This is a genomic window from Mycobacterium lehmannii (assembly GCF_002245535.1).
Lineage (GTDB): Bacteria > Actinomycetota > Actinomycetes > Mycobacteriales > Mycobacteriaceae > Mycobacterium > Mycobacterium lehmannii.
Map to the genome: position 1 here is coordinate 258,393 of NZ_NKCN01000002.1, position 22,263 is coordinate 280,655.

At 69.1% G+C, this 22,263-nt stretch carries 17 protein-coding genes; 10 read left to right on the forward strand and 7 right to left on the reverse strand.

The features are described from left to right. Window positions 1–9: 9 nt before the first annotated feature. Window positions 10–864 carry a TIGR02569 family protein gene (locus CEX87_RS03720; RefSeq protein WP_064394437.1) on the forward strand — a complete coding sequence of 285 codons (855 nt, stop codon included), beginning with the start codon at window positions 10–12 and terminating at the stop codon, window positions 862–864. 90 nt (window positions 865–954) lie between these two features. Here CEX87_RS03720 and CEX87_RS03725 read toward each other — a convergent pair whose 3' ends face one another. Together CEX87_RS03725 and CEX87_RS03730 are read right to left on the reverse strand one after the other, a co-directional pair. Beyond that, window positions 955–1,251, reverse strand: a complete 297-nt coding sequence (locus tag CEX87_RS03725; RefSeq protein ID WP_064394337.1) for an MGMT family protein — start codon at window positions 1,249–1,251, stop codon at window positions 955–957. Between the two features lie 2 nt (window positions 1,252–1,253). After that, the gene (locus CEX87_RS03730; protein ID WP_064394338.1) at window positions 1,254–2,027 is read right to left on the reverse strand and encodes an alpha/beta fold hydrolase; all 774 of its coding nucleotides are present in this window, start codon (window positions 2,025–2,027) and stop codon (window positions 1,254–1,256) included. 64 nt (window positions 2,028–2,091) lie between these two features. Between CEX87_RS03730 and CEX87_RS03735 the strand changes: the two genes are divergently transcribed. Both CEX87_RS03735 and CEX87_RS03740 read left to right on the forward strand, forming a co-directional pair. Continuing rightward, window positions 2,092–5,214: an ATP-dependent helicase gene (locus CEX87_RS03735; protein ID WP_094286016.1), complete on the forward strand. Its 3,123-nt coding sequence runs from the start codon at window positions 2,092–2,094 to the stop codon at window positions 5,212–5,214. Then, a complete protein-coding gene (locus tag CEX87_RS03740) occupies window positions 5,211–8,444 on the forward strand; it encodes an ATP-dependent helicase (protein ID WP_094286018.1) in 3,234 nt (1,077 codons plus the stop codon). The genes CEX87_RS03735 and CEX87_RS03740 overlap by 4 nt, the downstream gene beginning before the upstream one ends. Window positions 8,445–8,458: 14 nt before the next feature. On the opposite strand, the gene CEX87_RS03745 is transcribed toward CEX87_RS03740, so the two are convergent. After that, window positions 8,459–8,854: a DoxX family protein gene (locus CEX87_RS03745; protein WP_094286020.1), complete on the reverse strand. Its 396-nt coding sequence runs from the start codon at window positions 8,852–8,854 to the stop codon at window positions 8,459–8,461. 48 nt (window positions 8,855–8,902) lie between these two features. Here CEX87_RS03745 and CEX87_RS03750 point away from each other — a divergent pair, with 48 nt between their 5' ends. Next, window positions 8,903–9,979 carry a potassium channel family protein gene (locus CEX87_RS03750; RefSeq protein WP_064417253.1) on the forward strand — a complete coding sequence of 359 codons (1,077 nt, stop codon included), beginning with the start codon at window positions 8,903–8,905 and terminating at the stop codon, window positions 9,977–9,979. A gap of 10 nt (window positions 9,980–9,989) precedes the next feature. Then, window positions 9,990–10,916, forward strand: a complete 927-nt coding sequence (nudC, locus tag CEX87_RS03755; protein WP_064394438.1) for an NAD(+) diphosphatase — start codon at window positions 9,990–9,992, stop codon at window positions 10,914–10,916. A 4-nt stretch (window positions 10,917–10,920) separates the two neighbouring features. On the opposite strand, the gene CEX87_RS03760 is transcribed toward nudC, so the two are convergent. After that, on the reverse strand, window positions 10,921–11,172 hold the full coding sequence (locus CEX87_RS03760; RefSeq protein WP_064394343.1) for a mycoredoxin: 252 nt from the start codon (window positions 11,170–11,172) through the stop codon (window positions 10,921–10,923). Between the two features lie 83 nt (window positions 11,173–11,255). Here CEX87_RS03760 and CEX87_RS03765 point away from each other — a divergent pair, with 83 nt between their 5' ends. The 3 genes from CEX87_RS03765 (at window position 11,256) to CEX87_RS03775 (ending at window position 14,164) form a co-directional block, all read left to right on the forward strand. Then, complete coding sequence (locus CEX87_RS03765; RefSeq protein ID WP_094286216.1) at window positions 11,256–13,391, forward strand: ATP-dependent DNA helicase UvrD2; 2,136 nt, start codon at window positions 11,256–11,258, stop codon at window positions 13,389–13,391. Between the two features lie 156 nt (window positions 13,392–13,547). Beyond that, a complete protein-coding gene (locus CEX87_RS03770) occupies window positions 13,548–13,739 on the forward strand; it encodes a hypothetical protein (RefSeq protein WP_064394344.1) in 192 nt (63 codons plus the stop codon). A gap of 143 nt (window positions 13,740–13,882) precedes the next feature. After that, window positions 13,883–14,164 (forward strand): WhiB family transcriptional regulator, encoded by a 282-nt coding sequence (locus CEX87_RS03775; RefSeq protein ID WP_064394345.1) that lies wholly within the window; start codon window positions 13,883–13,885, stop codon window positions 14,162–14,164. Window positions 14,165–14,295: 131 nt separating this feature from the next. Here the strand turns inward: CEX87_RS03775 and CEX87_RS03780 are convergent, their stop codons facing one another. From CEX87_RS03780 to CEX87_RS03790, 3 genes are all read right to left on the reverse strand, one after another. After that, window positions 14,296–15,636 (reverse strand): macrolide-binding ATPase MABP-1, encoded by a 1,341-nt coding sequence (locus tag CEX87_RS03780; protein ID WP_064394346.1) that lies wholly within the window; start codon window positions 15,634–15,636, stop codon window positions 14,296–14,298. A 42-nt stretch (window positions 15,637–15,678) separates the two neighbouring features. Continuing rightward, the gene (locus tag CEX87_RS03785; RefSeq protein ID WP_094286022.1) at window positions 15,679–16,509 is read right to left on the reverse strand and encodes a cyclodehydratase; all 831 of its coding nucleotides are present in this window, start codon (window positions 16,507–16,509) and stop codon (window positions 15,679–15,681) included. A gap of 69 nt (window positions 16,510–16,578) precedes the next feature. Beyond that, the gene (locus CEX87_RS03790; RefSeq protein WP_064394348.1) at window positions 16,579–17,958 is read right to left on the reverse strand and encodes a zinc-dependent metalloprotease; all 1,380 of its coding nucleotides are present in this window, start codon (window positions 17,956–17,958) and stop codon (window positions 16,579–16,581) included. Between the two features lie 162 nt (window positions 17,959–18,120). Here CEX87_RS03790 and CEX87_RS03795 point away from each other — a divergent pair, with 162 nt between their 5' ends. Next, on the forward strand, window positions 18,121–19,143 hold the full coding sequence (locus CEX87_RS03795) for a YlbL family protein (RefSeq protein WP_198957149.1): 1,023 nt from the start codon (window positions 18,121–18,123) through the stop codon (window positions 19,141–19,143). A gap of 77 nt (window positions 19,144–19,220) precedes the next feature. Beyond that, complete coding sequence (locus tag CEX87_RS03800; protein ID WP_094286026.1) at window positions 19,221–22,232, forward strand: UPF0182 family protein; 3,012 nt, start codon at window positions 19,221–19,223, stop codon at window positions 22,230–22,232. The last annotated feature ends 31 nt before the right edge of the window (window positions 22,233–22,263 follow it).

Sequence of the window (22,263 nt, forward strand, 5' to 3'; positions counted from 1 at the left end):
GCTGAGGTGGTGACTGTCGAACGGCCACCGGATCATGTGCTGGCCGCGTTCGGCCTGACCGGTGTTGAGCCCGTTGCACTCGGGCCGGGCTGGGAGGGCGGCTGGCGCTGTGGCGAAGTGGTGGTGTCGATGGTCGCCGACCACGCCCGCGCCGCATGGTCGGCCAAGGTCCGCGAGACGTTGTTCGTCGACGGGGTGCGCCTGGCGCGTCCGGTGCGTTCGACGGACGGGCGGTATGTGGTAGCTGGGTGGCGTGCGGACACCTTTGTCGCCGGGACGCCGGAACCCCGCCACGACGAGGTGGTTTCGGCCGCGGTGCGACTCCATGAGGCGACGGCCAAACTCGAACGCCCGAGGTTTCTGACACAGCCGCCGGTCGCGCCGTGGGCTGACGTGGACGTGTTCATCGCGGCCGACCGCGCCGCCTGGGAGGAACGGCCGCTGCACTCGTTGCCGCCGGGTGCCAAGGTGTCGCCGGGGTCGGCCGACGGGCAACGCTCGATCGAGTTGCTCAGTCAGCTTGCCACTCTGCGTAAGCCGACGAAGAGCCCCAGCCAGCTGGTCCACGGCGACCTCTACGGCACAGTGCTTTTCGCAGGCACCGCCGCGCCCGGGATCACCGACATCATCCCGTACTGGCGGCCGGCGTCGTGGGCCGCCGGTGTCGTCGTGGTGGACGCACTGTCCTGGGGCGAGGCCGACGACGGGCTGATCGAACGCTGGAGTCCGCTTCCCGAGTGGTCGCAGATGTTGTTGCGCGCGTTGATGTTCCGCATCGCCGTGCACGCCCTTCATCCGCGTTCGACGGCCGCCGCGTTCCCCGGTCTCGCGCGGACGGCGGCTCTGGTCCGCCTGGTGCTCTGAGCGTCGTGCTCTGAGCGTCGCCACGCCGAACGTGGGTTACCCGCACGCGCGCGGCGCTCGGAGCGTGCGTCAACCCCACACTCGACACCTTCAGAATTCGTGGCGCACGGCGCGCAGGTTCACCCGGCCGTCCTCGGCAAGCACACCCTCGGCGCGCAGTCGTTCGAGCTGTCGAGCGCTCAGGTGCGGCGCGGGCCGACCGGACGCGCGAATCACCCGATGCCACGGCAGGTCCGACGAGTCGGTGCGCATGATCCAGCCGACGATGCGGGGACTGGAAAGCCCGGCGGCATCGGCGATGTCGCCGTAGGTCGACACCCGGCCCGGCGGGATCGCGGCCACCAGCGCGCGCACGGCCTCCACCTGTTCGTCGGTGACCGGCGCCATCGCTAGGAGCCGAGCTGCTCGCGGATCAACGCCGCCGTCTCGGCGGGCTTGGCCTGCGCAACCATGTGGTCGCAGTCCCACTCCAGCAACGTGAAGTCCGCGCCGAGGCGCTGCGCCAGCGCCGTGACGATGTCGTCGGTCGCATACGGTGGTCTGGTGCGTGCTGCCCGCACGAGTGTCGTGGGAATACCCCTTGGGGGCAACGTGACCGGGCGAGCGAGCTCGCTCCAGTACGACAGCATCGCCGGGATGCTGATCCGCCAGCCGACCCGTCCGGACGGCAGATCGATCAGATGCTCGTCGAGCTCGCGATCCAGCTCGGCCGACTCGACCTCACCCCATGAGCCGTTCGCCTTCTCGGCGCGCGCCTCGGCGCGGTCGGTGTAGTCGGGGGAGGCGAACATGTCGTCGGCGATCTGGCGCATCCAGTCGCCGTCCAGGCCGACGGCCGGGTCCAGCAGGATGATCCGCGACACCAGGTCTGGCCGGGCGGCAGCCAGATTCAGCGCCACCGCTCCGCCGAAGGAGTGGCCGACCACCACCGCGGGACCCTCGAGCAGCGCGGCCAGCGCCGCGACGTTCGAGTCGATCGACCACGGAGCCGCCCAGGAGGCACGGCCGTGCCCGATGAGGTCTGGTGCGAGAACCGCGTACTCGCGCAAGTGGCGTGTGGCCAGCGTCTGCCATCGCTGCCCGTGCCCGGTCAGGCCGTGGATCGCCAACACCTGTGCGGGCCCGGCAGGCCCGTAGCGGTGAACGTGCAGGAGTTCGGTCACGGCTATCGATGCTGCCAGCCTCGGGCGACGGCCACTTGTCGGACCCCCGTGGTGTCATGCCCACATGTCCGCACCGCACACCGACCTCACGCCGAGCGCACTCACCGATCCCGGCGCGCGCGGCGTTTTCCGTGTGATCGGCGGACCCGGCACCGGCAAGAGCTCGCTGCTGATCCAGACGGCGGTCGCGCACATCGCCACCGGCGTCGATCCGGAATCGGTTCTGCTGCTGACCGGTTCGGCACGCCTCGGCGCGCAGGTGCGGGCGCGCATCACCTCAACGCTGTTACAGGCCGGCAGCCGCACAGTCGTGCGCGAACCGTTGGTGCGCACCGTGCACTCGTATGCGTTCGCGGTGCTGCGGCTGGCCGCTCAGCGCAACGGCGATCCGCCGCCGCGGCTGATCACCAGCGCCGAACAGGACGGGATCATCCGGGAGCTGCTCGCCGGCGACATCGAGGACGGCGACCGCGCGGCGACGGCGTGGCCGCACCATCTGCGCCCGGCGTTGAGCACGGTCGGCTTCGCCAACGAGCTGCGAGACCTGTTGGCCCGCTGCGCCGAGCGCGGGGTCGATCCCGTCGAACTGCAGCGCATCGGGCGGCGCTCGGGCAGGACGGAGTGGCTGGCGGCCGGCCAATTCGCCCAGGCCTACGAGCAGATCATGCTGTTGCGCTCGGCCGTCGGTATGGCGGCGCCGCAGGCCACCATCCCCGCATTGGGAGCGGCCGAACTGGTCGGGGCGGCGCTGGAGGCGTTGGGCACCGACGGCGAGCTGCTGGCCGCCGAACGTGGCCGCGTCAAGATCCTCCTCGTCGACGATGCGCAGCAGCTCGATCCGCAGGCGGCGCTGCTGGTCCGGGTGTTGGCCCAGGGCGCCGAAACCGCCGTGTTCGCAGGTGATCCCAATCAGGCGATCTTCGGCTACCGCGGCGCCGACCCGGCGCTGCTGCGCGGTGACGAGCCGGCGATCGTGCTGACCGAATCGCACCGCTGCGCACCCGCGATCGCCGAGGCCATCACCGACGTCGCGCGACGACTGTCCGGTGTCGACGGGGGGCGCGTGCTGACCGGGGCGCCCGGCCCAACAGGCGCACTGGCCGTGCGCATCGCCGCCTCTCCGCACGCGGAGGCGGCGATGATCACCGACGCGCTACGACGGGCGCACCTCGTCGACGGCGTCCCGTGGTCCCAGATGGCCGTCGTCGTGCGTTCGATGCCCCGCCTCGGTGCGGCGCTGGCTCGCACACTGGCCGCGGCCGGAGTCCCGGTGGACGCGCCGTCGCCCGCGACACCGCTCGGCGACCAACCCGCCGTGCAGGCGCTGCTCACCGTGCTGGCGGCAACGTCGCAGGGACTCGACGCCGAGCAGGCGGTGTCGCTTGTGACGGGACCGATCGGCCGCGTCGATCCGGTGTCGCTGCGCCAACTTCGGCGCGCGCTGCGACGCATCGACGGCTCGCAACCGCCACGAGATTTCGGCGATCTGCTGGTCGAGGCGGTGGAGCACGGAGTCGACGGATTGCCGGAGAACCTGGGCCGGCCCTTGGATCGCGTGCGCAAGGTGCTGGCGGCGGCCCGGCGCAGTGCCGAGACGGGCGCCGATCCGCGCTACACGCTGTGGCAGGCCTGGCAGCGCTGCGGGCTGCAACGACGCTGGCTGGCGGCGAGCGAACGCGGCGGTGTGTCCGGCACACAGGCCGACCGGGACCTCGACGCCGTCACCGCGCTCTTCGACGTCGCCGAGCAGTACGTGAACCGCACCGCAGGCGCGACGCTGCGCGGGTTGCTCGACCATGTCGCCGGTCTCGGATCGCCCGCCCGCGATGAGCGCGTGGACGCCGAAGCGGTCGCCGTGCTCAGCGCGCACGCCGCGACGGGCCGCGAGTGGGAGCTCGTCGTCATCGCCGGTGTGCAGGAAGGGCTGTGGCCCAACACCGTTCCGCGTGGCGGGGTGTTGGCCACCCAGCAGCTGGTCGACCTGCTCGACGGTGTCACCCAGCACGCTGCAAGCGTGTCGACGCGGGCGCCGCTGTTGGCGGAGGAACGCCGGTTGCTCATCGCCGCGATGGGTCGTGCCCGCAGCCGTCTGTTGGTGACGGCAGTCGACAGCGATAACGGCGACGAGTCGCTGCTCCCGTCGGCGTTCTGCTACGAGTTGGCCGCACTATCGGGCGATCGCGATTCCGACCTCACCGAGCCGGTCAGCGCACCGCGCGTACTGGCCCCCGCAGCATTGGTCGGCCGACTGCGCGCCGTGGTGTGCGCGTCCGACGATGCGGTCGACGACACCGCAAGGGCTTGCGCGGCAACACTGCTGGCGCGGCTGGCGGCCGCCGACGTGCCCGGTGCGGACCCGGCGCAGTGGCAGTCGATGACTCCGCTGTCCAGCGAGGACCCATTGTGGAGCGGTGACGGCCACACCGTGACATTGTCGCCGTCGACGCTGCAGATGCTCACCGACTGCCCATTGCGCTGGCTGCTGGAACGGCACGGCGGCGCCGACGGTCGCGATGTGCGCTCGGCGGTCGGCTCGTTGGTGCACGCCCTCGTCGCCGATCCGGGGCGCACCGAGAGCCAGATGGTCAACGAGCTCGAGAAGGTCTGGCCCAAGCTGCCATTCGAGTCACGCTGGTACGCCGACAACGAACTCGACAGGCACCGTGCGATGTTGGCGACGTTTGAGCAGTGGCGTGCGCAGACCCGCGGCCAGCTCACCGAGGTGGGCAGCGAGGTCGGTGTCGACGGTGTCGTGATCGAGGGTGTCGATGGTGGACCCGACGTGCGTGTGCGCGGACGTGTCGACCGCCTCGAACGCGACAGCGAGGGCCGGCTCGTCGTGGTCGATCTCAAGACCGGCAAGAGCCCGGTGACCAAGGATGACGCCCAGAACCACGCCCAGTTGGCGATGTATCAGCTGGCCATCGCGGAAGGTCTGCTGGGACAAGGGGACTCTCCGGGTGGTGGCCGCTTGGTCTATCTCGGCAAAACCTGCGCATCGGGGCCTACCGAGCGCACACAGGACGCGCTGACACCGGAGAAGCACGCCGAGTGGCGCGACACGGTGCGCGCGGCAGCGGCTGCCACCCAGGGCCCGCAGTTCGTCGCGCGGATCAACGACGGATGCGGCCATTGCCCCGTCCGGGCCATGTGTCCCGCCCAGGCCGGGACCGGAGGACAGCCATGACCGCGCGATACAGTCCACACGAACTCGCCGCGGCCCTCGGCCTTTTCGCGCCGACCGAGGAGCAGGCCGCCGTGATCGCCGCCCCGCCCGGGCCTCTGGTGGTCATCGCCGGCGCCGGCGCGGGCAAGACCGAGACGATGGCCGCGCGGGTGGTGTGGCTGGTCGCCAACGGGTACGCGCATCCCGGCGAGGTTCTCGGCCTCACCTTCACCCGCAAGGCCGCCGGCCAGCTGCTGCGCCGGGTCCGCACCCGACTGGCCCGGCTCGCGGGCGCCGGCCTTCTCGGCGGCGCTGCCTTCGCCGACGAGCCACCGACCGTCAGCACGTATCACGCCTTCGCCGGTAACCTGCTGCGCGAGCACGGCCTGCTGCTGCCGGTCGAACCTGAGACCCGGCTGCTGAGCGAAACCGAACTGTGGCAGTTGGCCTTCCGCGTGGTGTGTCAGCACCCCGAACTGCACACCGAGAAGACACCGGCGGCGGTGACGTCGATGGTGCTGCGGCTCGCGGGTCAGCTCGCCGAGCACCTTGTCGACACCGACCAGTTGCGCGACACACACGTCGAGCTCGAGCGGTTGGTGCATACGCTGCCCGCCGGTCCGTACCAACGCGACCGGGGCCCCAGCCAGTGGCTGCTGCGGCTGCTGGCCACCCAAACCGAGCGCACCGAGCTGGTCCCGCTGATCGACACCCTGCACCAGCGGATGCGGGCCGACAAGGTGATGGACTTCGGCATGCAGATGGCGTCGGCGGCCAGGCTGGCCGAGAACTTCCCGCACGTGGGTGAACAACTGCGCCAGCGGTATCGGGTGGTATTGCTCGACGAATACCAGGACACCGGGCATGCGCAGCGGGTCGCCTTGTCGTCGTTGTTCGGCGGCGGAGCCGACGACGACCTCGCGCTGACCGCGGTCGGCGATCCCATCCAGTCGATCTACGGGTGGCGCGGTGCGTCGGCCACCAACCTACCGCGCTTCACCACCGACTTCCCCCGTTCGGACGGCACGCCGGCGCCCACCCTGGAACTGCGCACGAGCTGGCGCAATCCGCCGCGTGCGCTGTATCTGGCCAACGCGGTTTCGGCGCAGGCGCGGCGTCGTTCGGTGGCGGTGCGCTCACTGCTGCCCAGGCCGGACGCACCGCTGGGCGCCATCCGCTGTGCCCTGCTGAACGACGTTGCGGCCGAACGGGAGTGGCTGGCCGACCATATCTCCGACATCTTCGAGCGGTCGCGCAAAGACGGGGTGCCCGCACCGACGACGGCCGTGCTGGTGCGCCGAAACGCCGATGCCGCGCCGATGGCCGAAGCGCTCGCCGCCCGCGGGGTGCCGGTCGAAGTCGTCGGGCTGGCCGGCCTCCTCGGTGTGCCGGAGGTCGCCGACGTGGTGGCGATGTTGCGGATGATGGCCGACCCGACCGCGGGCAGCGCGGCCATGCGGGTCCTCACCGGGCCACGGTGGCGGCTGAGTGGCCGCGACATCACCGCGCTGTGGCGGCGCGCTGTACAACTCGACGACAGAGCCGAAGCCCCAGCCGGGGCCGCCGAACGCATCGCCGCCCAAGCGGCACCCGACGCCGATACCGCGTGTCTCGCCGAAGCGGTCACCGATCCCGGTGCATCTGCGGCGTATTCGCCGACGGGGTACGCGCGGATCGTCGCGCTGGGCCGCGAGCTGACCGCTTTACGGGCCCATCTGTCGCACCCGCTTCCCGAGCTCGTCTCCGAGGTGCGCCGCGTGCTCGGCATCGACACCGAGGTACGCGCGCGCCGCCCCGTCACGGCGGGCTGGTCGGGCACCGAACATCTCGACGCGTTCGCCGATGTGGTGGCCGACTTCGCCGACCGTCCCGGCGCCGATGTCAGCAGCCTGCTTGCCTACCTCGACGCCGCCGAGGAGGTGGAGAACGGCCTGGCCCCGGCCCCAGGGTCTGTCGCGGCCGACCGGGTGCAGATCATGACCATCCACGCGGCGAAGGGACTCGAATGGCAGGTGGTCGCCGTTCCGCACCTCAGCGGCCGCGTCTTTCCTTCGACCGGCACCGCCCGCACGTGGCTGACCGACGTCGGCGACCTCCCTCCGCTGCTGCGCGGCGACCGGGCCACGCTCTCCGAGCACGGCGTCCCGGTGCTCGACACCAGCGACGTCAACGACCGCAAACGATTGTCCGACGTGATCGGCGAGCACAAGAGAAGCCTCGAACAGCGCCGCATCGATGAGGAACGCCGCTTGCTCTATGTGGCGCTCACCCGCGCCGAGGACACGCTGTTCCTGTCGGGTCACCACTGGGGAGCCTCGGAGAGCAAGGCCCGCGGCCCGTCGGAGTTCCTCTGCGAGCTCAAAGACATCATCGACAAGTCCGCCGACGAGGGCGAGCCCTGTGGTGTGATCGAACACTGGGCGCCCGACCCACCCGACGGCGAACCGAACCCGTTGCGGGACAAGGTGGTCGAAGCCGTCTGGCCCGCAGATCCTGCGGGTGCGCGCCGCGCCGACGTGGCGCGCGGGGCCACGCTTGTGGCGGAGGCGATGTCGAACGCCCGCGACGACGAACCCATCGACTCCGCAGAAGGGTGGGAGGCCGACGTCGACGCGCTCATCGCCGAACGCACCCGGGCCGTCGAACCGTCTGCGCCTCCGCTTCCTCTACAGGTGTCGGTCAGCACCATGGTGGAGCTCGGCAAGAACCCCGAAGCCGTCGCGCAGCGGCTGCGCCGTAGGCTGCCGACGCGTCCGGATCCACATGCGTTGCTGGGCACGGCATTTCACGACTGGGTGCAACGTTTCTATCACGCCGAGCGGTTGTTCGACCTCGACGACCTGCCGGGTGCGGTCGATCATGACGCCGCCGTGGCCGAGGAACTCGCCGAGTTGCAGGCGGCGTTCGCGGTGTCGCCGTGGGCGGCGCGCACCCCGGTCGACGTCGAGGTGCCGTTCGACATGGTGATCGGCGGCAGGGTGGTCCGGGGACGTATCGACGCGGTGTTCGTCGACGACGACGGCGGAGCCACCGTGGTGGACTGGAAGACGGGCGAGCCGCCGAGCACCGCGGAAGCCCTACAACACAATGCGATTCAGCTCGCGGTGTACCGGTTGGCGTGGGCCGCGCTGCACGGATGTCCGGTCGAGTCGGTGCGGGCGGCGTTCCACTATGTGCGCAGCGGTACCACCGTCACCCCCGAGACGCTGCCCGGCGTCGACGAACTCGCCAGCCTGCTGGAAGCGGCCTGAAAGGCCTGGGAGGCTTACGACTCGCGGTAGACCTCCACGGCCTGGACGATCATCGGAATCTGCAGCGGCAGGCGCGCGATCGCGACCAACCGCATCGGCAGCGGCTTGTCCCACCACAACCGGACCATGTTGACGTTGCCCGGGAACACCGCGACGAACAGCGCTACCGCGGCCAACGCACCGAAGCGTCGCGTCTTCGGCGCCAGAAGCAGGCCCGCCACCCCGAGCTCGGCGACGCCGGAGGCGTACGTGTAGAACCGCGGACTGCCGGGCAGCTCGGCGGGGATGATGTCGTCGAACGGCTTCGGCGCGACGAAGTGCAATGTCCCGATACCCAGCAGGCCGGCCGCCATCCGGTAGGCGCGCGACGGGCTGGCCATTTGCTGCAGTTCGGGCGGGGGAGAGGTCATGATTACATTGTGGCGTGCACACCCCTGCGGGACCGGTAACGGGTCCTCGTGGCAAAAGGTAGGTTGCGGCGCCGGCTCGCCGCGATCGAGCAGGACCTGACTACACAGCCCGACTCGCGGCTCGTCGACATCCTGCGGATCCCCGAACCGTTCATCAGCCCGACCCAGCGGATCATCCGCCGCGTCATCTACGCGACGTTGGCGCTGGCCGCCGCCGTGCTCATCGTGTATTTCGACCGCGACGGCTACCGCGATGTCCAGGACAACCAGCTGTCGTTCCTGGACTGCCTGTACTACGCGACGGTCTCGCTGTCGACGACCGGCTACGGCGACATCACCCCGTTCACCCCCGAAGCCCGGTTGATCAACGTCCTGGTGATCACCCCGCTGCGCGTCGCCTTCCTGATCGTGCTCATCGGCACCACCGTCGAGACGCTGACCAGCCAATCGCGCGCGGCATTGAAGATCCAGCGATGGAGGAGCAGAGTGCGCAACCACACCGTCGTCATCGGCTACGGCACCAAGGGCAGAACGGCGGTCGCCGCGATGGTCGGCGACGAGGTCGCGCCCGCCGACATCGTCGTCGTCGACGAGAACGCCGGCGCTCTCGAACGCGCCCGCAGCGCCGGGTTGGTCACCGTCCACGGCGACGCGACCAAGGCCGACATCCTGCGCCTGGCCAGCGCCCAGCACGCGAAGTCGATCATCGTCGCCACCGACGACGACGCCAGCGCGGTGCTGGTCACCCTGACCGCGCGCGAACTGGCACCCAAGGCCAAGATCATCGCCGCGGCCCGCGAGTCCGACAACCAGCACCTGCTCAAGCAATCGGGCGCCGACTCGACGGTGGTGTCTTCGGAAACCGCGGGCCGACTGCTCGGGATCGCCACCCAGACCCCCAGCGTCGTGCAGATCATGGAAGACCTGCTGACACCGGACGCCGGTTTCGCGATCGCCGAGCGGGAGGTGACGCCCAAGGAGGTGGGCGGATCTCCGCGGCACCTGCACGACATCGTCCTCGGCGTGGTCCGCGGAGGGGAGTTGCTGCGCGTCGACTCACCGGAGGTGGACACCGTCGAGTCCGGCGATCGGCTGCTCTACATCCGCAATGCCGACGCCGAGTGACAGCCGGCAGATGACGCCGTTTCGCCTGCGCAACATACCGCTGCTGTCGCGCGTGGGTGCCGACCGCGCCGACACCCTGCGCACCGACGTCGACGCCGCGCTGGCCGGATGGCCCGACGCGCTGGTGCTGCGCGTCGATCGCCGCAACCAGGTCTTGATCGCCGACGGCAGCGTCGTCCTCGGCGGCGCCGCCAAACTGGGCGATCGGCCGCCGGAGCACGCGGTCTTCCTCGGGCGGCTCAACGACGGTCGCCATGTGTGGGCGATCCGCGGCGCCCTCGAGGGGCCGGAAGACCCGCACACCCAAACCGAGGTGCTCGACCTGCGCCGGGCCGGTCAGGTCTTCGACGACACCAGCGCGCAACTCGTCGCGACGGCGACCGCGCTGCTCAACTGGCACGACAGCGCGCGGTTCAGCAGCGTCGACGGCTCACCGACCAAATCCGCCAGGGGCGGCTGGGCTCGGGTCGACCCCGTCAGCGGTCGCGAGGAGTTTCCCCGTATCGACCCCGCGGTCATCTGCCTGGTGCACGACGGACACGACCGCGCGGTGCTGGCCCGCCAGGCGGTGTGGCCGGAGCGGCTGTTCTCGATCCTGGCCGGCTTCGTCGAGGCCGGTGAGTCGTTCGAGACCTGCGTCGCCCGTGAGATCTTCGAAGAGATCGGGCTGACGGTGACCGACGTGACCTACCTGGGCAGCCAGCCGTGGCCGTTTCCGCGGTCGCTGATGGTCGGGTTCCACGCCATCGGCGACCCCGAGCAGGAGATGTCGTTCAACGACGGCGAGATCGGCGAGGCCGGCTGGTTCACCCGAGCCGAGATCCGCGAGGCCCTCGACCACGGAGACTGGAGCACCAACTCGCCGTCACGGCTGCTGCTGCCCGGGTCGATCTCGATCGCGCGGGAGATCATCGAGTCCTGGGCCGCGCTCGACTGATCGCTCAGCCGCCGAGCTTTGCCTTGACCTCGCGTGCGGTCGGGTTCGTCAAGGTCGAACCGTCGGGCAGCTTCAGCGTCGGAACGGTCTGGTTGCCGCCGTTGGCGTTGGCGACGAACTCCGCAGCCGCGGGGTCCTTCTCGATGTCGACCTCGGTGAACGCGATGCCCTCGGCCTGTAGCGCCTTCTTCAGACGCACGCAGTAGCCACACCAGGTGGTGGTGTACATGATCACGGGAGTCTGTGCTGCGCTCATAAGGCGTTCAACGTATCCGATGAACCGAACATGCCCGACGGCGTACCGGTCATTTGTCACCGGCCCCTGCCAAGATGGACCGCATGTCGGTAGAGGTCGCTTCGGTGGGTAGCCGCCCGGACACCGTCGACGACCTCGACGACGAGCAGCGCGAGGCGGTGCTCGCCCCACGCGGTCCGGTGTGCGTGCTCGCCGGCGCAGGCACCGGTAAGACCCGCACGATCACCCGGCGCATCGCCCACCTGGTTGCCGCGGGCCACGTCGCGCCCGGGCAGGTCCTCGCGGTCACCTTCACCCAGCGCGCGGCCGGTGAGATGCGGGCCCGGTTGCGTGCGCTCGACGCGGCCTTCGGCGGCGTCGGCACCGGTTCGGTGCAGGCGATGACGTTTCACGCCGCCGCGCGCCGCCAGCTGTCGTACTTCTGGCCCCGCGTCGTGGGCAACACCACCTGGGAGCTTCTCGACACCAAATTCGCGGTGGTGGCCCAAGCCGCCAACCGGGCCCGGCTGTCGACCAGCACCGACGACGTGCGCGACCTCGCCGGCGAGATCGAGTGGGCCAAGGCGTCGCTGATCAGTCCCGAGGACTATCCGAACGCGGTCGCACAGGTCGGCCGCGACATCCCGTTCGACGCGGCGAAGGTGGCCGCTGTCTACACCGGCTACGAGGCGCTCAAGGCCCGCAGCGACGGGACCACCCTGCTCGACTTCGACGACCTGCTGCTGCACACCGCCGCGGCAATCGAGAACGACGCCGCGGTGGGTCAGGAGTTCCGCGATCGCTACCGCTGCTTCGTCGTCGACGAATACCAGGACGTGACACCCCTGCAGCAGCGCGTGCTCGACGCCTGGCTCGGGGAGCGCGACGACCTCACCGTCGTCGGCGACGCCAACCAGACCATCTACTCCTTCACCGGCGCCACCCCCCGCTACCTCCTCGACTTCTCCCGGCGCTTCCCCGACGCGGCGGTGGTCCGCCTGGAACGCGACTACCGCTCGACCCCGCAGGTGGTGTCGCTGGCCAACCGGGTCATCGCCGGTGCGCGCGGCCGGATGGCGGGCAGCAAGCTGCACCTGGTGGGGCAGCGCGATGCCGGCCCCGCGCCCCGGTTCGCCGAATATCCCGACGAGGTCGCCGAGGCCAAGGCGGTGGCAAAAAACATCAAACGACTTCTCGAATCCGGCACGGAACCGGCCGAGATCGCGGTGCTCTACCGCATCAACGCCCAGTCGGAGGTCTACGAGGAGGCGCTCACCGAAGCCGGCGTCCCGTTCCAGGTGCGCGGCGGCGAAGGGTTCTTCAGCCGTCAGGAGATCCGCCAGTCGCTGGTGGCGTTGCAGCGCGCGGCCGAACGCAGTGCCGAACCCGACGTCGACAGCCCTCTACCCGAGGTGGTGCGCGCGGTGCTCGAACCGCTCGGGCTCACCTCCGAGCCGCCGCCGGGCACCAAGGCGAGGGAACGGTGGGAAGCGTTGACATCGCTTGCCGAACTCGTCGACGAGGAAGTCGCGCTGCGTCCCACCCTCGACCTGCGCGCACTGCTCGTCGAACTGCGCCAGCGCGCCGACGCGCGCCACCCTCCGATCGTGCAGGGCGTCACGCTCGCCTCGCTGCACGCGGCGAAGGGCTTGGAGTGGGACGCGGTGTTCCTCGTCGGCCTCGCCGACGGCACGCTGCCCATCTCCCACGCTCTCGCGCACGGTCCCGACAGCGAGGCGGTCGAAGAGGAACGCCGGCTGCTCTACGTCGGAATCACCAGGGCGCGTGTGCATTTGGCGCTCAGCTGGGCGCTCGCCAGGGCTCCCGGCGGACGGCAGAGCCGCAAACCGTCGCGGTTCCTCAACGGCATCGCGCCGCAGTCGTCGAACACCAGCGACACACCTTCCAAGCCTCGACGTGTGCGCGGCGCCACCCCCCGCTGTCGGGTGTGCAACAGCGTATTGACCGCACCGGCCGCGATCATGTTGCGCCGCTGCGAAACCTGCCCGTCCGACATCGACGAGCAGCTGCTCAGCGACCTCAAGGACTGGAGATTGCGCACCTCCAAGGAGATGAGCGTGCCGGCGTATGTGGTGTTCACCGACAACACGCTGATCGCGATCGCCGAGACGTTGCCCACCGACGACGCCGCACTGGTCGCGATCCCGGGCATCGGGGCACGCAAGCTCGAGCAGTACGGCGCCGACGTGCTCGCCCTCGTCAAGAGCCGGACCCGGTAGGCGGGCGGGGACAGGCCGGCGACCCGCACGGCCAAACCTCGTAAAGATCGCGCCAAACCCGCTGGTCAAAAATCAATTGTCAGCCGCCGCTGTTACGCTTAGCCTCAACATCACACCGTTTGGGTGTCTTTTTGTGCGAAAGGAGGGACCGACATCATGGGTAGCAACTACGCGTTCACCGGCGTAGCCGTTGCTGGCATGACGCGGACCCTCCATGTCGCCGCCGCCGCGGCGCATCCCGCGTTCGCCGCCGCGCACGCCGCCGGTGCCGCCGCTGCCATCACCCCGCAGCGCAAGCGCCGCGCCGCCGCCGCGACTGTGTCGTCCGTCGATCGGGGCACCACCTAGGTAAGCCCACGATTTCGCCGAAAAGGCCACGGACCCGCAGTCGGATCCGTGGCCTTGGTCTTTTGGACACCACGCCAAAGCCCTGGTCCCGGATCCAGCGAGGAAATGATTCGAAACCCACCACGACCAGGGAAGGACTGGACATGTCACTCGGGACATGCCGAGAGAAGACGAAGCTGGCGGTGCCGTGTCACAGGGGCGATCCCGATATGTGGTTCGCCGAGAATCCCGTCGAACTCGAACGCGCCAAGGCGCTGTGCGCAGAGTGCCCGATCCGGCGTGAGTGCCTGGCCGCCGCGCTGGAAAGGCAAGAGCCGTGGGGCGTTTGGGGCGGCGAGATCCTCGAACGGGGCTCCGTCATCGCGCGCAAGCGGCCACGTGGCCGGCCGCGCAAGAACACCGTCGGGAACCCGGCAGCAGCATAGCCGCACACGGGGCGACCTGCGCGCGCTCGATTGTGAATCTGGCGACGCTCAACCCACGAGATGCGTCGTCAGATTCACAATCCGTACCGAGGGGCGGGGTGGGCGCATCCGACCCGCCCGGGGGGGCTGCGTCAGGCCGCTTCGTCGGCGAAGCCCGGAATGAGCTCGGTGGCAAGCTTTCTCGCTGGAACATGCGCATCGAGCTGACATGCGATCGCGACGTTGGACGCGATCACCCGCATCGGAATCGCGAGCTGGGCCGGGATGTCCATCTGCCGGGCGGCCTTGATCTGGCCTGCGGCGCGTTCGGGGCGCATATTGGCGGTCGTGATGCGCTGCAGCCACTTTCGGTTGTAGTGGAAGACCTCGACCTCGAGCGGTTCGACGTACTGGCGCATCATGTCGTCCATCTCGCGCTTGGACACCTGCTCGCCCTTCTGGATGAAGCCGATGTTCTGCATCGTGGTGAGCAGGTTGTCGTAGTCGTCGTTGAGCGCATAGCGCGTCGCCAAACCGATCTCGATCGGAATACCGCCGGGCATCGGGGCCACCGCGCCGAAGTCGATGACACCCATCTTCTCCTCGGGCAGCAGCATGAAGTTGCCGGGATGGGTGTCCCCGTGCATCATCTCGAGCCGGCGGGGGGCGTCGTAGGTCAGCTCGAAAAGCCTGGTGCCCATCAGGTCTCGTTGTTCCTGGGTGCCCTCTCGGATGATCACCGACATCGGCACTCCCTCGATCCACTCCTGGATCACGACCTTGGGCGCGCTGGCCACGATGCGGGGAACCACGAAGCGCGGGTGGCCTTCGTAGGCCTTGGCGAACGCGCGCTGGTTGTCGGCCTCCAGCCGGTAGTCGAGCTCCATCTCGGTGCGTTCGATGAGTTCTTTGACCACACTGTCGACGTCGGCGCCCGGGGACAGCTGCTTGAGGACGCCCACCATGCGCTGCATCGTCTTCAGGTCGGCCCGCAGCGCCTCGTCGGCGCCGGGGTACTGAATCTTGACCGCGACCTCGCGGCCGTCCGACCACACCGCCTTGTGGACCTGGCCGATGCTGGCCGACGCGACGGGCTGGTCGTCGAACGACGCGAACCGCTCCCGCCACTTGGTGCCCAGTTGCGCGTTGAGCACCCGGTGCACCTTGGCGGCGGGCAGCGGCGGGGCCTCCCGCTGAAGCTTGGTCAGCGCCTCGCGGTACGGCTTGCCGTACTGCTCGGGGATTGCGGCCTCCATCACCGACAGCGCCTGACCGACCTTCATCGCGCCGCCCTTGAGCTCGCCGAGCACGGTGAAAAGCTGCTGAGCCGCTTTGTCCATCAGTTCGGCGTTGACCTCGTCTTTCGACTTGCCGGTCAACCGTTTGCCGAAGCCCAGCGCGGCCCGCCCGGCCATCCCTGCGCCCAGGCCGGCCAACTTGGCGTTACGCGCAGCGCTGCCCCGTTTGATCTCACTCACCAGACCATCATCCATGACGCGGCTGCCCGCAGCGCAACGACTTGCCAACGGCCGATGTCAACACGCGCAGCGCGGATGGCGCGACCACCGCCGCGCCACCACCGAACCCACGTTGACGTCGAACTCCAACGTGGTGTCCAGCGTCGGCGGCGGTTCGGGGTGGCCCTCGACGTCGACGCCGCCGCGCACCGCGGCAAGGACCCGGTCGACCTGGTTGAGCGCCAGCGCCGCGGTGGCCAGCAGCGTGGCCCGGTCGGCGCTGCCGACGGTGTGGCGCAGTTGCGCTGCGAGGGCAGGCCACGCCGCGTCCCGGTCGCTGCGATGCAGGTCCGCGCAGGCCAAACAACTCGTCACACCCGGAAGAACCAGCGGCCCGACCAGGCCGACACCGTCGCGCACCCGCACCGGCAGATGGGCGACCCCGACCGCATGCAGTTCGCGCACCATACGCGGATCGGCCACCAGGTAGTCGGTGAGAACCACGAGGTCGGTCGGCTCCGACGGCGCACCGGTGTCGGTACGGGTGCTGAGGCTCAGGCGCGCACCCGAACAGCGCAGCGCCGCGGCGAGCAGATCCGACAACGGCCCGCGCCCGTGGATGCGGACCGCGGCGGAACGGCCACGCCGGCGGGCGGCGGCGGTGACGACACCGGCGTCGACCAACGACGTCAGCAGGTTCTCGACGACCGCGCCGTCGGGGGCGAGCGCCGCAAGGTCGGCCACCCGTGCGCCGGACTGCAGGCGGCGCAGCATGTCGGCCAGCGCCGACGTGGGAAGCCCGGCCGGCGGACGGATCACGACGGCGCGCCGCGGATCCCAGCCCACCTGCACGGCACCGTCGGGTCGCATCAGCACCGGCGTCGCGGCGCTCAACGCATAGCGCGTCATCGGTCGAGCGTGCCACGCCGGCGGCGGGTCACCCCCAGTTATCCACAGGGGTCACCGGTCACCGACCGGCTACCGGTCGTCGTCGTCCGGCTTCTGGATGTCCTTCTCGAGATCGGCGATCGCCTCCTCGATGGCGCTGTCCATGCCGCTGGTGTCGCCGCCGATCATCCGGTCGATGAACCCGGCCGGTTCGTCGAGATCCTTTGCGCTGGGCAGCAGGTCGGGGTGCTGCCACACCGCGTCGCGGCGGTCGGAGCCGACGGCCTCGGTCAACCGCTCCCACAACGCGGCGGCCTCGCGCATCTTGCGCGGACGCAACTCCAGGCCCACCAGGGTCGCGAACGTCTGCTCGGCGGGCCCGCCGGTGCCGCGGCGCCTGCGCAGCATCTCCGCCAGCGCCGACGTGCCGGGAATACGGTCGCCGAGCGCGTCGGAGACGACGGTCTGCACCCACCCCTCGATCAGCGCGAGCAACGTCTCCAGCCGCTCGAGCGCCGCGGTCTGTTCCGGCGTCGCCTTCGGCTCGAAGATGCCCTGGTTGAGCAGCTGTTCCATCTGAGCCGGGTCGGTCAGCGCGGCAGGGTTGAGGCCGGACGCCAGTTCCTCGATGCCGCTCATGTCGATCTTCATCCCGCGGGCGAACGCCTCGACCGCGTTGAGCAGCTGGCTGGCCAGCCACGGCACGTGGCTGAACAGGCGGTGATGGGCGGCCTCGCGGGCGGCCAGGAACGTCAGGATCTCGCTACGCGGTTGCTCGAGGCCCTCCGACAGCGACTCGACCGCCTCGGGCATCAGCGCGGCCACGCCCTTGGGGCCCAAGGGCAGCCCGATGTCGGTGGAGGTCAACACTTCTCGCGACAGCTTGCCCAGCGCCTGCCCCAGCTGTGAGCCGAACGCCATGCCACCCATCTGCGTCATCATCGACAGCAGCGGACCGGCCATGGTGCGCGCCTCCTCGGGAAGCGCCGACACCCACACCGTGGAGATCTGTTCGGCGACTGGGTCGCACAGCCGCTTCCACCTGTCGAGGGTGTTGTCGATCCAGTCCGTCGGGGTCCAGGCGACCGACTTGCTGGTTCCCGCGGGAAGCGCTGTCACCCCGTCGAGCCAGGTCTCGGCCAGGTGCACGGCGTCGACGATCGCGGCCGACGTCTTCTCCGGAATCGGAGCGACGAAACCGATCTGGCTCGACGCCAACTGGCGGGCCAGGTCGTAGTTCACCGGTCCGGATTGTTTGCCGCCGGCCATCGCGCTGGAGGCGCCGCTGAACATCTCCCCGAGCTTGCTGAAGATTTGCCCCAGCTGGGACATGTCGAACTCGGATCCGCCTTGAAAGCCCATGCCGAACGGGTCGCCGGGCCCCCCGGATCCGGAGTCGGGATCCTTCTTGCGCTTGTCGCGCTCGGGGTCGTCGTCGCCGGCGGAGAAGCCGAAAGGCACGTCAGCCATGTCCCCAACGGTACTCACCAGGGCGGCGCCTCGTGGGTGGGCGCCTCACGCTGACAGCGAACCCGCCCTGGACCGCCCGTTTCCGCGTTGCAGCGGGCTACCAGGCCGGCGACGGACGTCGTGGGCACGGTCGCTTGCACCGCAACCTTTAGATTGGGCGGCGTGAACAGGCGGACTTTGACGTTGATCGTCGCGCTCGTGCCGATTCTGGTGTTCGGCGCGCTGGTGTCGGCGGTGACGGTGCCCTTCGTCTCCCTGGGGCCGGGGCCGACGTTCAACACGCTCGGCGAGTTCGACGGTAAGCCGGTCGTCGAGATCGAGGGCACCGATGTCTATCCGACCTCGGGGCACCTGAACATGACCACGGTGTCGCAGCGCGATCAGCTCAGGCTGGGCGAGGCGATGGCGCTGTGGCTGTCGGGCCGCGAACAACTGGTCCCGCGTGACCTGGTCTACCCGCCGGACAAGACCCGCGAAGAGGTCGACGAGGCCAACACCACCGATTTCCGCAACTCCGAACGCAGCGCCGAGTACGCCGCGCTGCATTTCCTGGAGTTCCCGATGGCGGTGACGGTGGAAAACGTCAACGATCCGGGCCCGTCGGCGGGAAAGCTGCGCGACGGTGACGCGATCGACGCCGTCAACGGCACGCCGGTGACCACACTCGAGGAGTTCCAAGCCCTTTTGAAGGACACCAAGCCCGGCGACACCGTGAAGCTGGACTACCGCCGCAAGGATGCGCCGTCCGGCGTCGCCATCATCACGCTGGGCAAGCACCCCGATCGCGACCAGGGTCTCCTCGGCATCGGCGTGCTCGACGCGCCGTGGGCGCCGTTCTCGATCGAATTCAACCTCGAGAAGATCGGCGGCCCGTCGGCGGGCTTGATGTTCTCGCTGGCGGTGGTCGACAAACTGACCACCGGCGACCTCAACGGCGGGAAGTTCGTCGCCGGCAGCGGCACCATCAGCGGAGACGGCGAGGTCGGCTCGATCGGCGGCATCACCCACAAGATGCTGAGCGCGCGCGAGGAGGGCGCCACCATCTTCCTGGTGCCCGCCGACAACTGCGAAGAAGCCAAGACGGCGCCGCAGGACGGTATGGAACTGGTCAAGGTCGAGACCCTGTCGCAAGCCGTCGACGCGTTGAAGACCTTGTCCGCCGGTGGCGAACGCCCCCATTGTTAGGTCATCGGCGAAAAGCCGTTGCGTAGAGTTGGGGCCACGTCGAGCACGACGTACAGGAACGGGACTGGAGTCAACGAGTGGGTATGCGGCCCGCGGCACGAATGCCGAAGCTGACACGACGTAGCCGAATTCTCATCGCGCTGGGAGCCGTGATCGTGCTCCTGTTGTTGATCGGCCCGCGGCTGGTCGACACCTACGTCGACTGGCTGTGGTTCGGCGAACTCGGCTACCGCTCGGTTTTCACCACGGTGCTGTTCACCCAGATCCTGCTGTTCCTGGTCGTGTCGCTGGTGATCGGTTCGATCCTGTTCGCGGGGTTGGCGCTGGCCTACCGGACCCGGCCGGTGTTCGTGCCGACCAACGGCCCCAACGACCCGGTCGCGGCCTACCGCACCGCGGTGATGGCGCGGCTGCGCCTCGTCGGCTTCGGGGTTCCCGCGCTCATCGGCTTGTTCGTCGGGTTGTTCGCGCTGGGCCAGTGGGAGACGGTCCAGTTGTTCCTGCACGGCAACAGCTTCGGGATCACCGACCCGCAGTTCGGTAAGGATCTGGGCTTCTACGCCTTCGACCTGCCGTTCTACCGGATGGTCCTGAACTACCTGTTCGTCGCGACCTTCCTGGCCTTCATCGGAAACCTGTTGGGCCACTACTTGTTCGGCGGTATCCGGCTCTCGGGCCGCGCCGGTGCGTTGAGCCGTGCCGCGCGCATCCAGTTGATCACCCTGGTCGGCATCCTGATGCTGCTCAAGGCGATCGCGTACTGGTTGGACCGCTACGAGCTGCTGAGCCACACCCGCGGCGGCAAGCCGTTCACCGGTGCGGGCTACACCGACATCAACGCGGTGCTGCCCGCCAAGCTGATCCTGATGGCGATCGCCGTGATCTGCGCGGCCGCGGTGTTCTCGGCGATCGTGCTGCGCGACCTGCGGATCCCCGCCATCGGCGTGGTGTTGTTGCTGCTCTCGTCGCTGGTTGTCGGCGCGGGCTGGCCGCTGGTCGTCGAGCAGTTCAGCGTCAAACCGAATGCGGCGCAGAAGGAAAGCGAATACATCAGCCGAAGCATCTCGGCGACCAGACAGGCCTACGGGCTCACCGACGACGTGGTGAGCTATCGCGACTATCCGGGTAACGCCCCCGCGACCGCAGCCCAGGTGGCCGCTGACCGCGCCACGACGTCCAACATCCGCGTGCTCGACCCCAACATCGTCAGCCCGGCATTCACCCAGTTCCAGCAGGGCAAGAACTTCTACTACTTCCCCGACCAGCTGAACATGGATCGGTACCGGGATGAGGACGGGAACCTACGCGACTATGTGGTCGCCGCGCGCGAACTCAATCCCGACCGGTTGATCGACAACCAGCGCGACTGGATCAACCGCCACTCGGTCTACACCCACGGCAACGGTTTCATCGCCTCGCCGGCCAACACCGTGCGCGGCGTGGCCAACGACCCCAACCAGAACGGCGGCTACCCGGAGTTTTTGGCCAGTGTGGTCGGCGCGAACGGTGAGGTGATCTCACCCGGACCCGCCCCGCTGGCCCAGCCCCGCATCTACTACGGCCCCGTCATCGCCAACACCCCGGCCGACTACGCCATTGTGGGGGAGAACGGTGCGCCGCGGGAGTACGACTACGAGAACAACGTCGAGACCCGCAACTACACCTACACCGGTGAGGGCGGCGTTCCGATCGGCAACTGGCTGACGCGCAGCGTCTTCGCCGCGAAGTTCGCCGAGCGAAACTTCCTGTTCTCCAACGTGATCGGGGAGAACAGCAAGCTCCTGTTCAATCGTGACCCGGCCAAGCGGGTCGAGGCGGTGGCGCCGTGGCTGACCACCGACACCGCGGTCTACCCGGCCATCGTCAACGAGCGCATCGTCTGGATCGTCGACGGCTACACCACGCTGGACAACTACCCGTACTCGGAGTTGACGACCTTGTCCTCGGCCACCGTGGACTCAAACGAGGTGGCGCTGAACCGGTTGCAGCCCGACAAGCAGGTGTCCTACATCCGCAACTCGGTCAAGGCCACCGTCGACGCCTACGACGGCACGGTGTCGCTGTACGCGCAGGACGAAGACGATCCGGTGCTGCAGGCGTGGATGAAGGTGTTCCCGGGCACGGTCAAGCCCAAGAGCGAGATCTCCGATGAACTGCAGGAGCATCTGCGCTATCCGGAAGACCTGTTCAAGGTGCAGCGTGCGCTGCTGGCGAAGTACCACGTCGACGACCCGATCACCTTCTTCTCGACGTCGGACTTCTGGGACGTTCCGCTCGATCCCAACCCCACCGCGAGCAGCTATCAGCCGCCGTACTACATCGTGGCCAAAGACCTTGCGGCCAACGAGCGTGCGGCATCGTTCCAGTTGACCAGTGCGATGAACCGGTTCCGCCGCGACTTCCTGGCCGCGTTCATGAGTGCCAGTTCCGACCCGGACACCTACGGCAAAATCACCGTGCTGACGATCCCGGGACAGGTCAACGGTCCCAAGCTGGCGTTCAACGCGATCAGCACCGATACGGCGGTGTCCCAGGACCTCGGTGTCATCGGCCGCGACAACCAGAACCGCATCCGGTGGGGCAACCTGCTGACGCTGCCGGTCGCCGAGGGCGGATTGCTCTATGTCGCACCGGTATACGCCTCACCCGGGGCCAGCGACGCCGCGTCGTCGTACCCGCGCCTGATCCGCGTGGCGATGATGTACAACGACAAGGTCGGCTACGGCCCGACGGTGCGCGACGCGCTGATCGAGTTGTTCGGGCCCGGCGCGGACGCCACGGCCACCGGCCCCGCGCCCATCGCGGGCACCGGCGGCGAGCAGCCCGCGGCGCAGCCACCGGCCGACGGCGAAGCTCCGTCGGCTCGCCCGCCGGCCAACCAGCAGGGCCGGACGCCGCAACCGCCGGCGGCAGCGGTGCCGCCGGGCGGGCCGGTCGAGCTGTCGGGTGCGAAAGCCGCTGCGCTGCAGGAGGTCAACACGGCGCTCGACGGGCTGCGCCAGGCGCAGCAGGGCGGCAACTTCGCCGAGTTCGGCGAGGCGCTGCAACGCCTCGACGATGCGATGGAGAAATACCAGTCCGCGAACTGACCCCACCCTGGTTCCGCGAGCGGCCCACGCG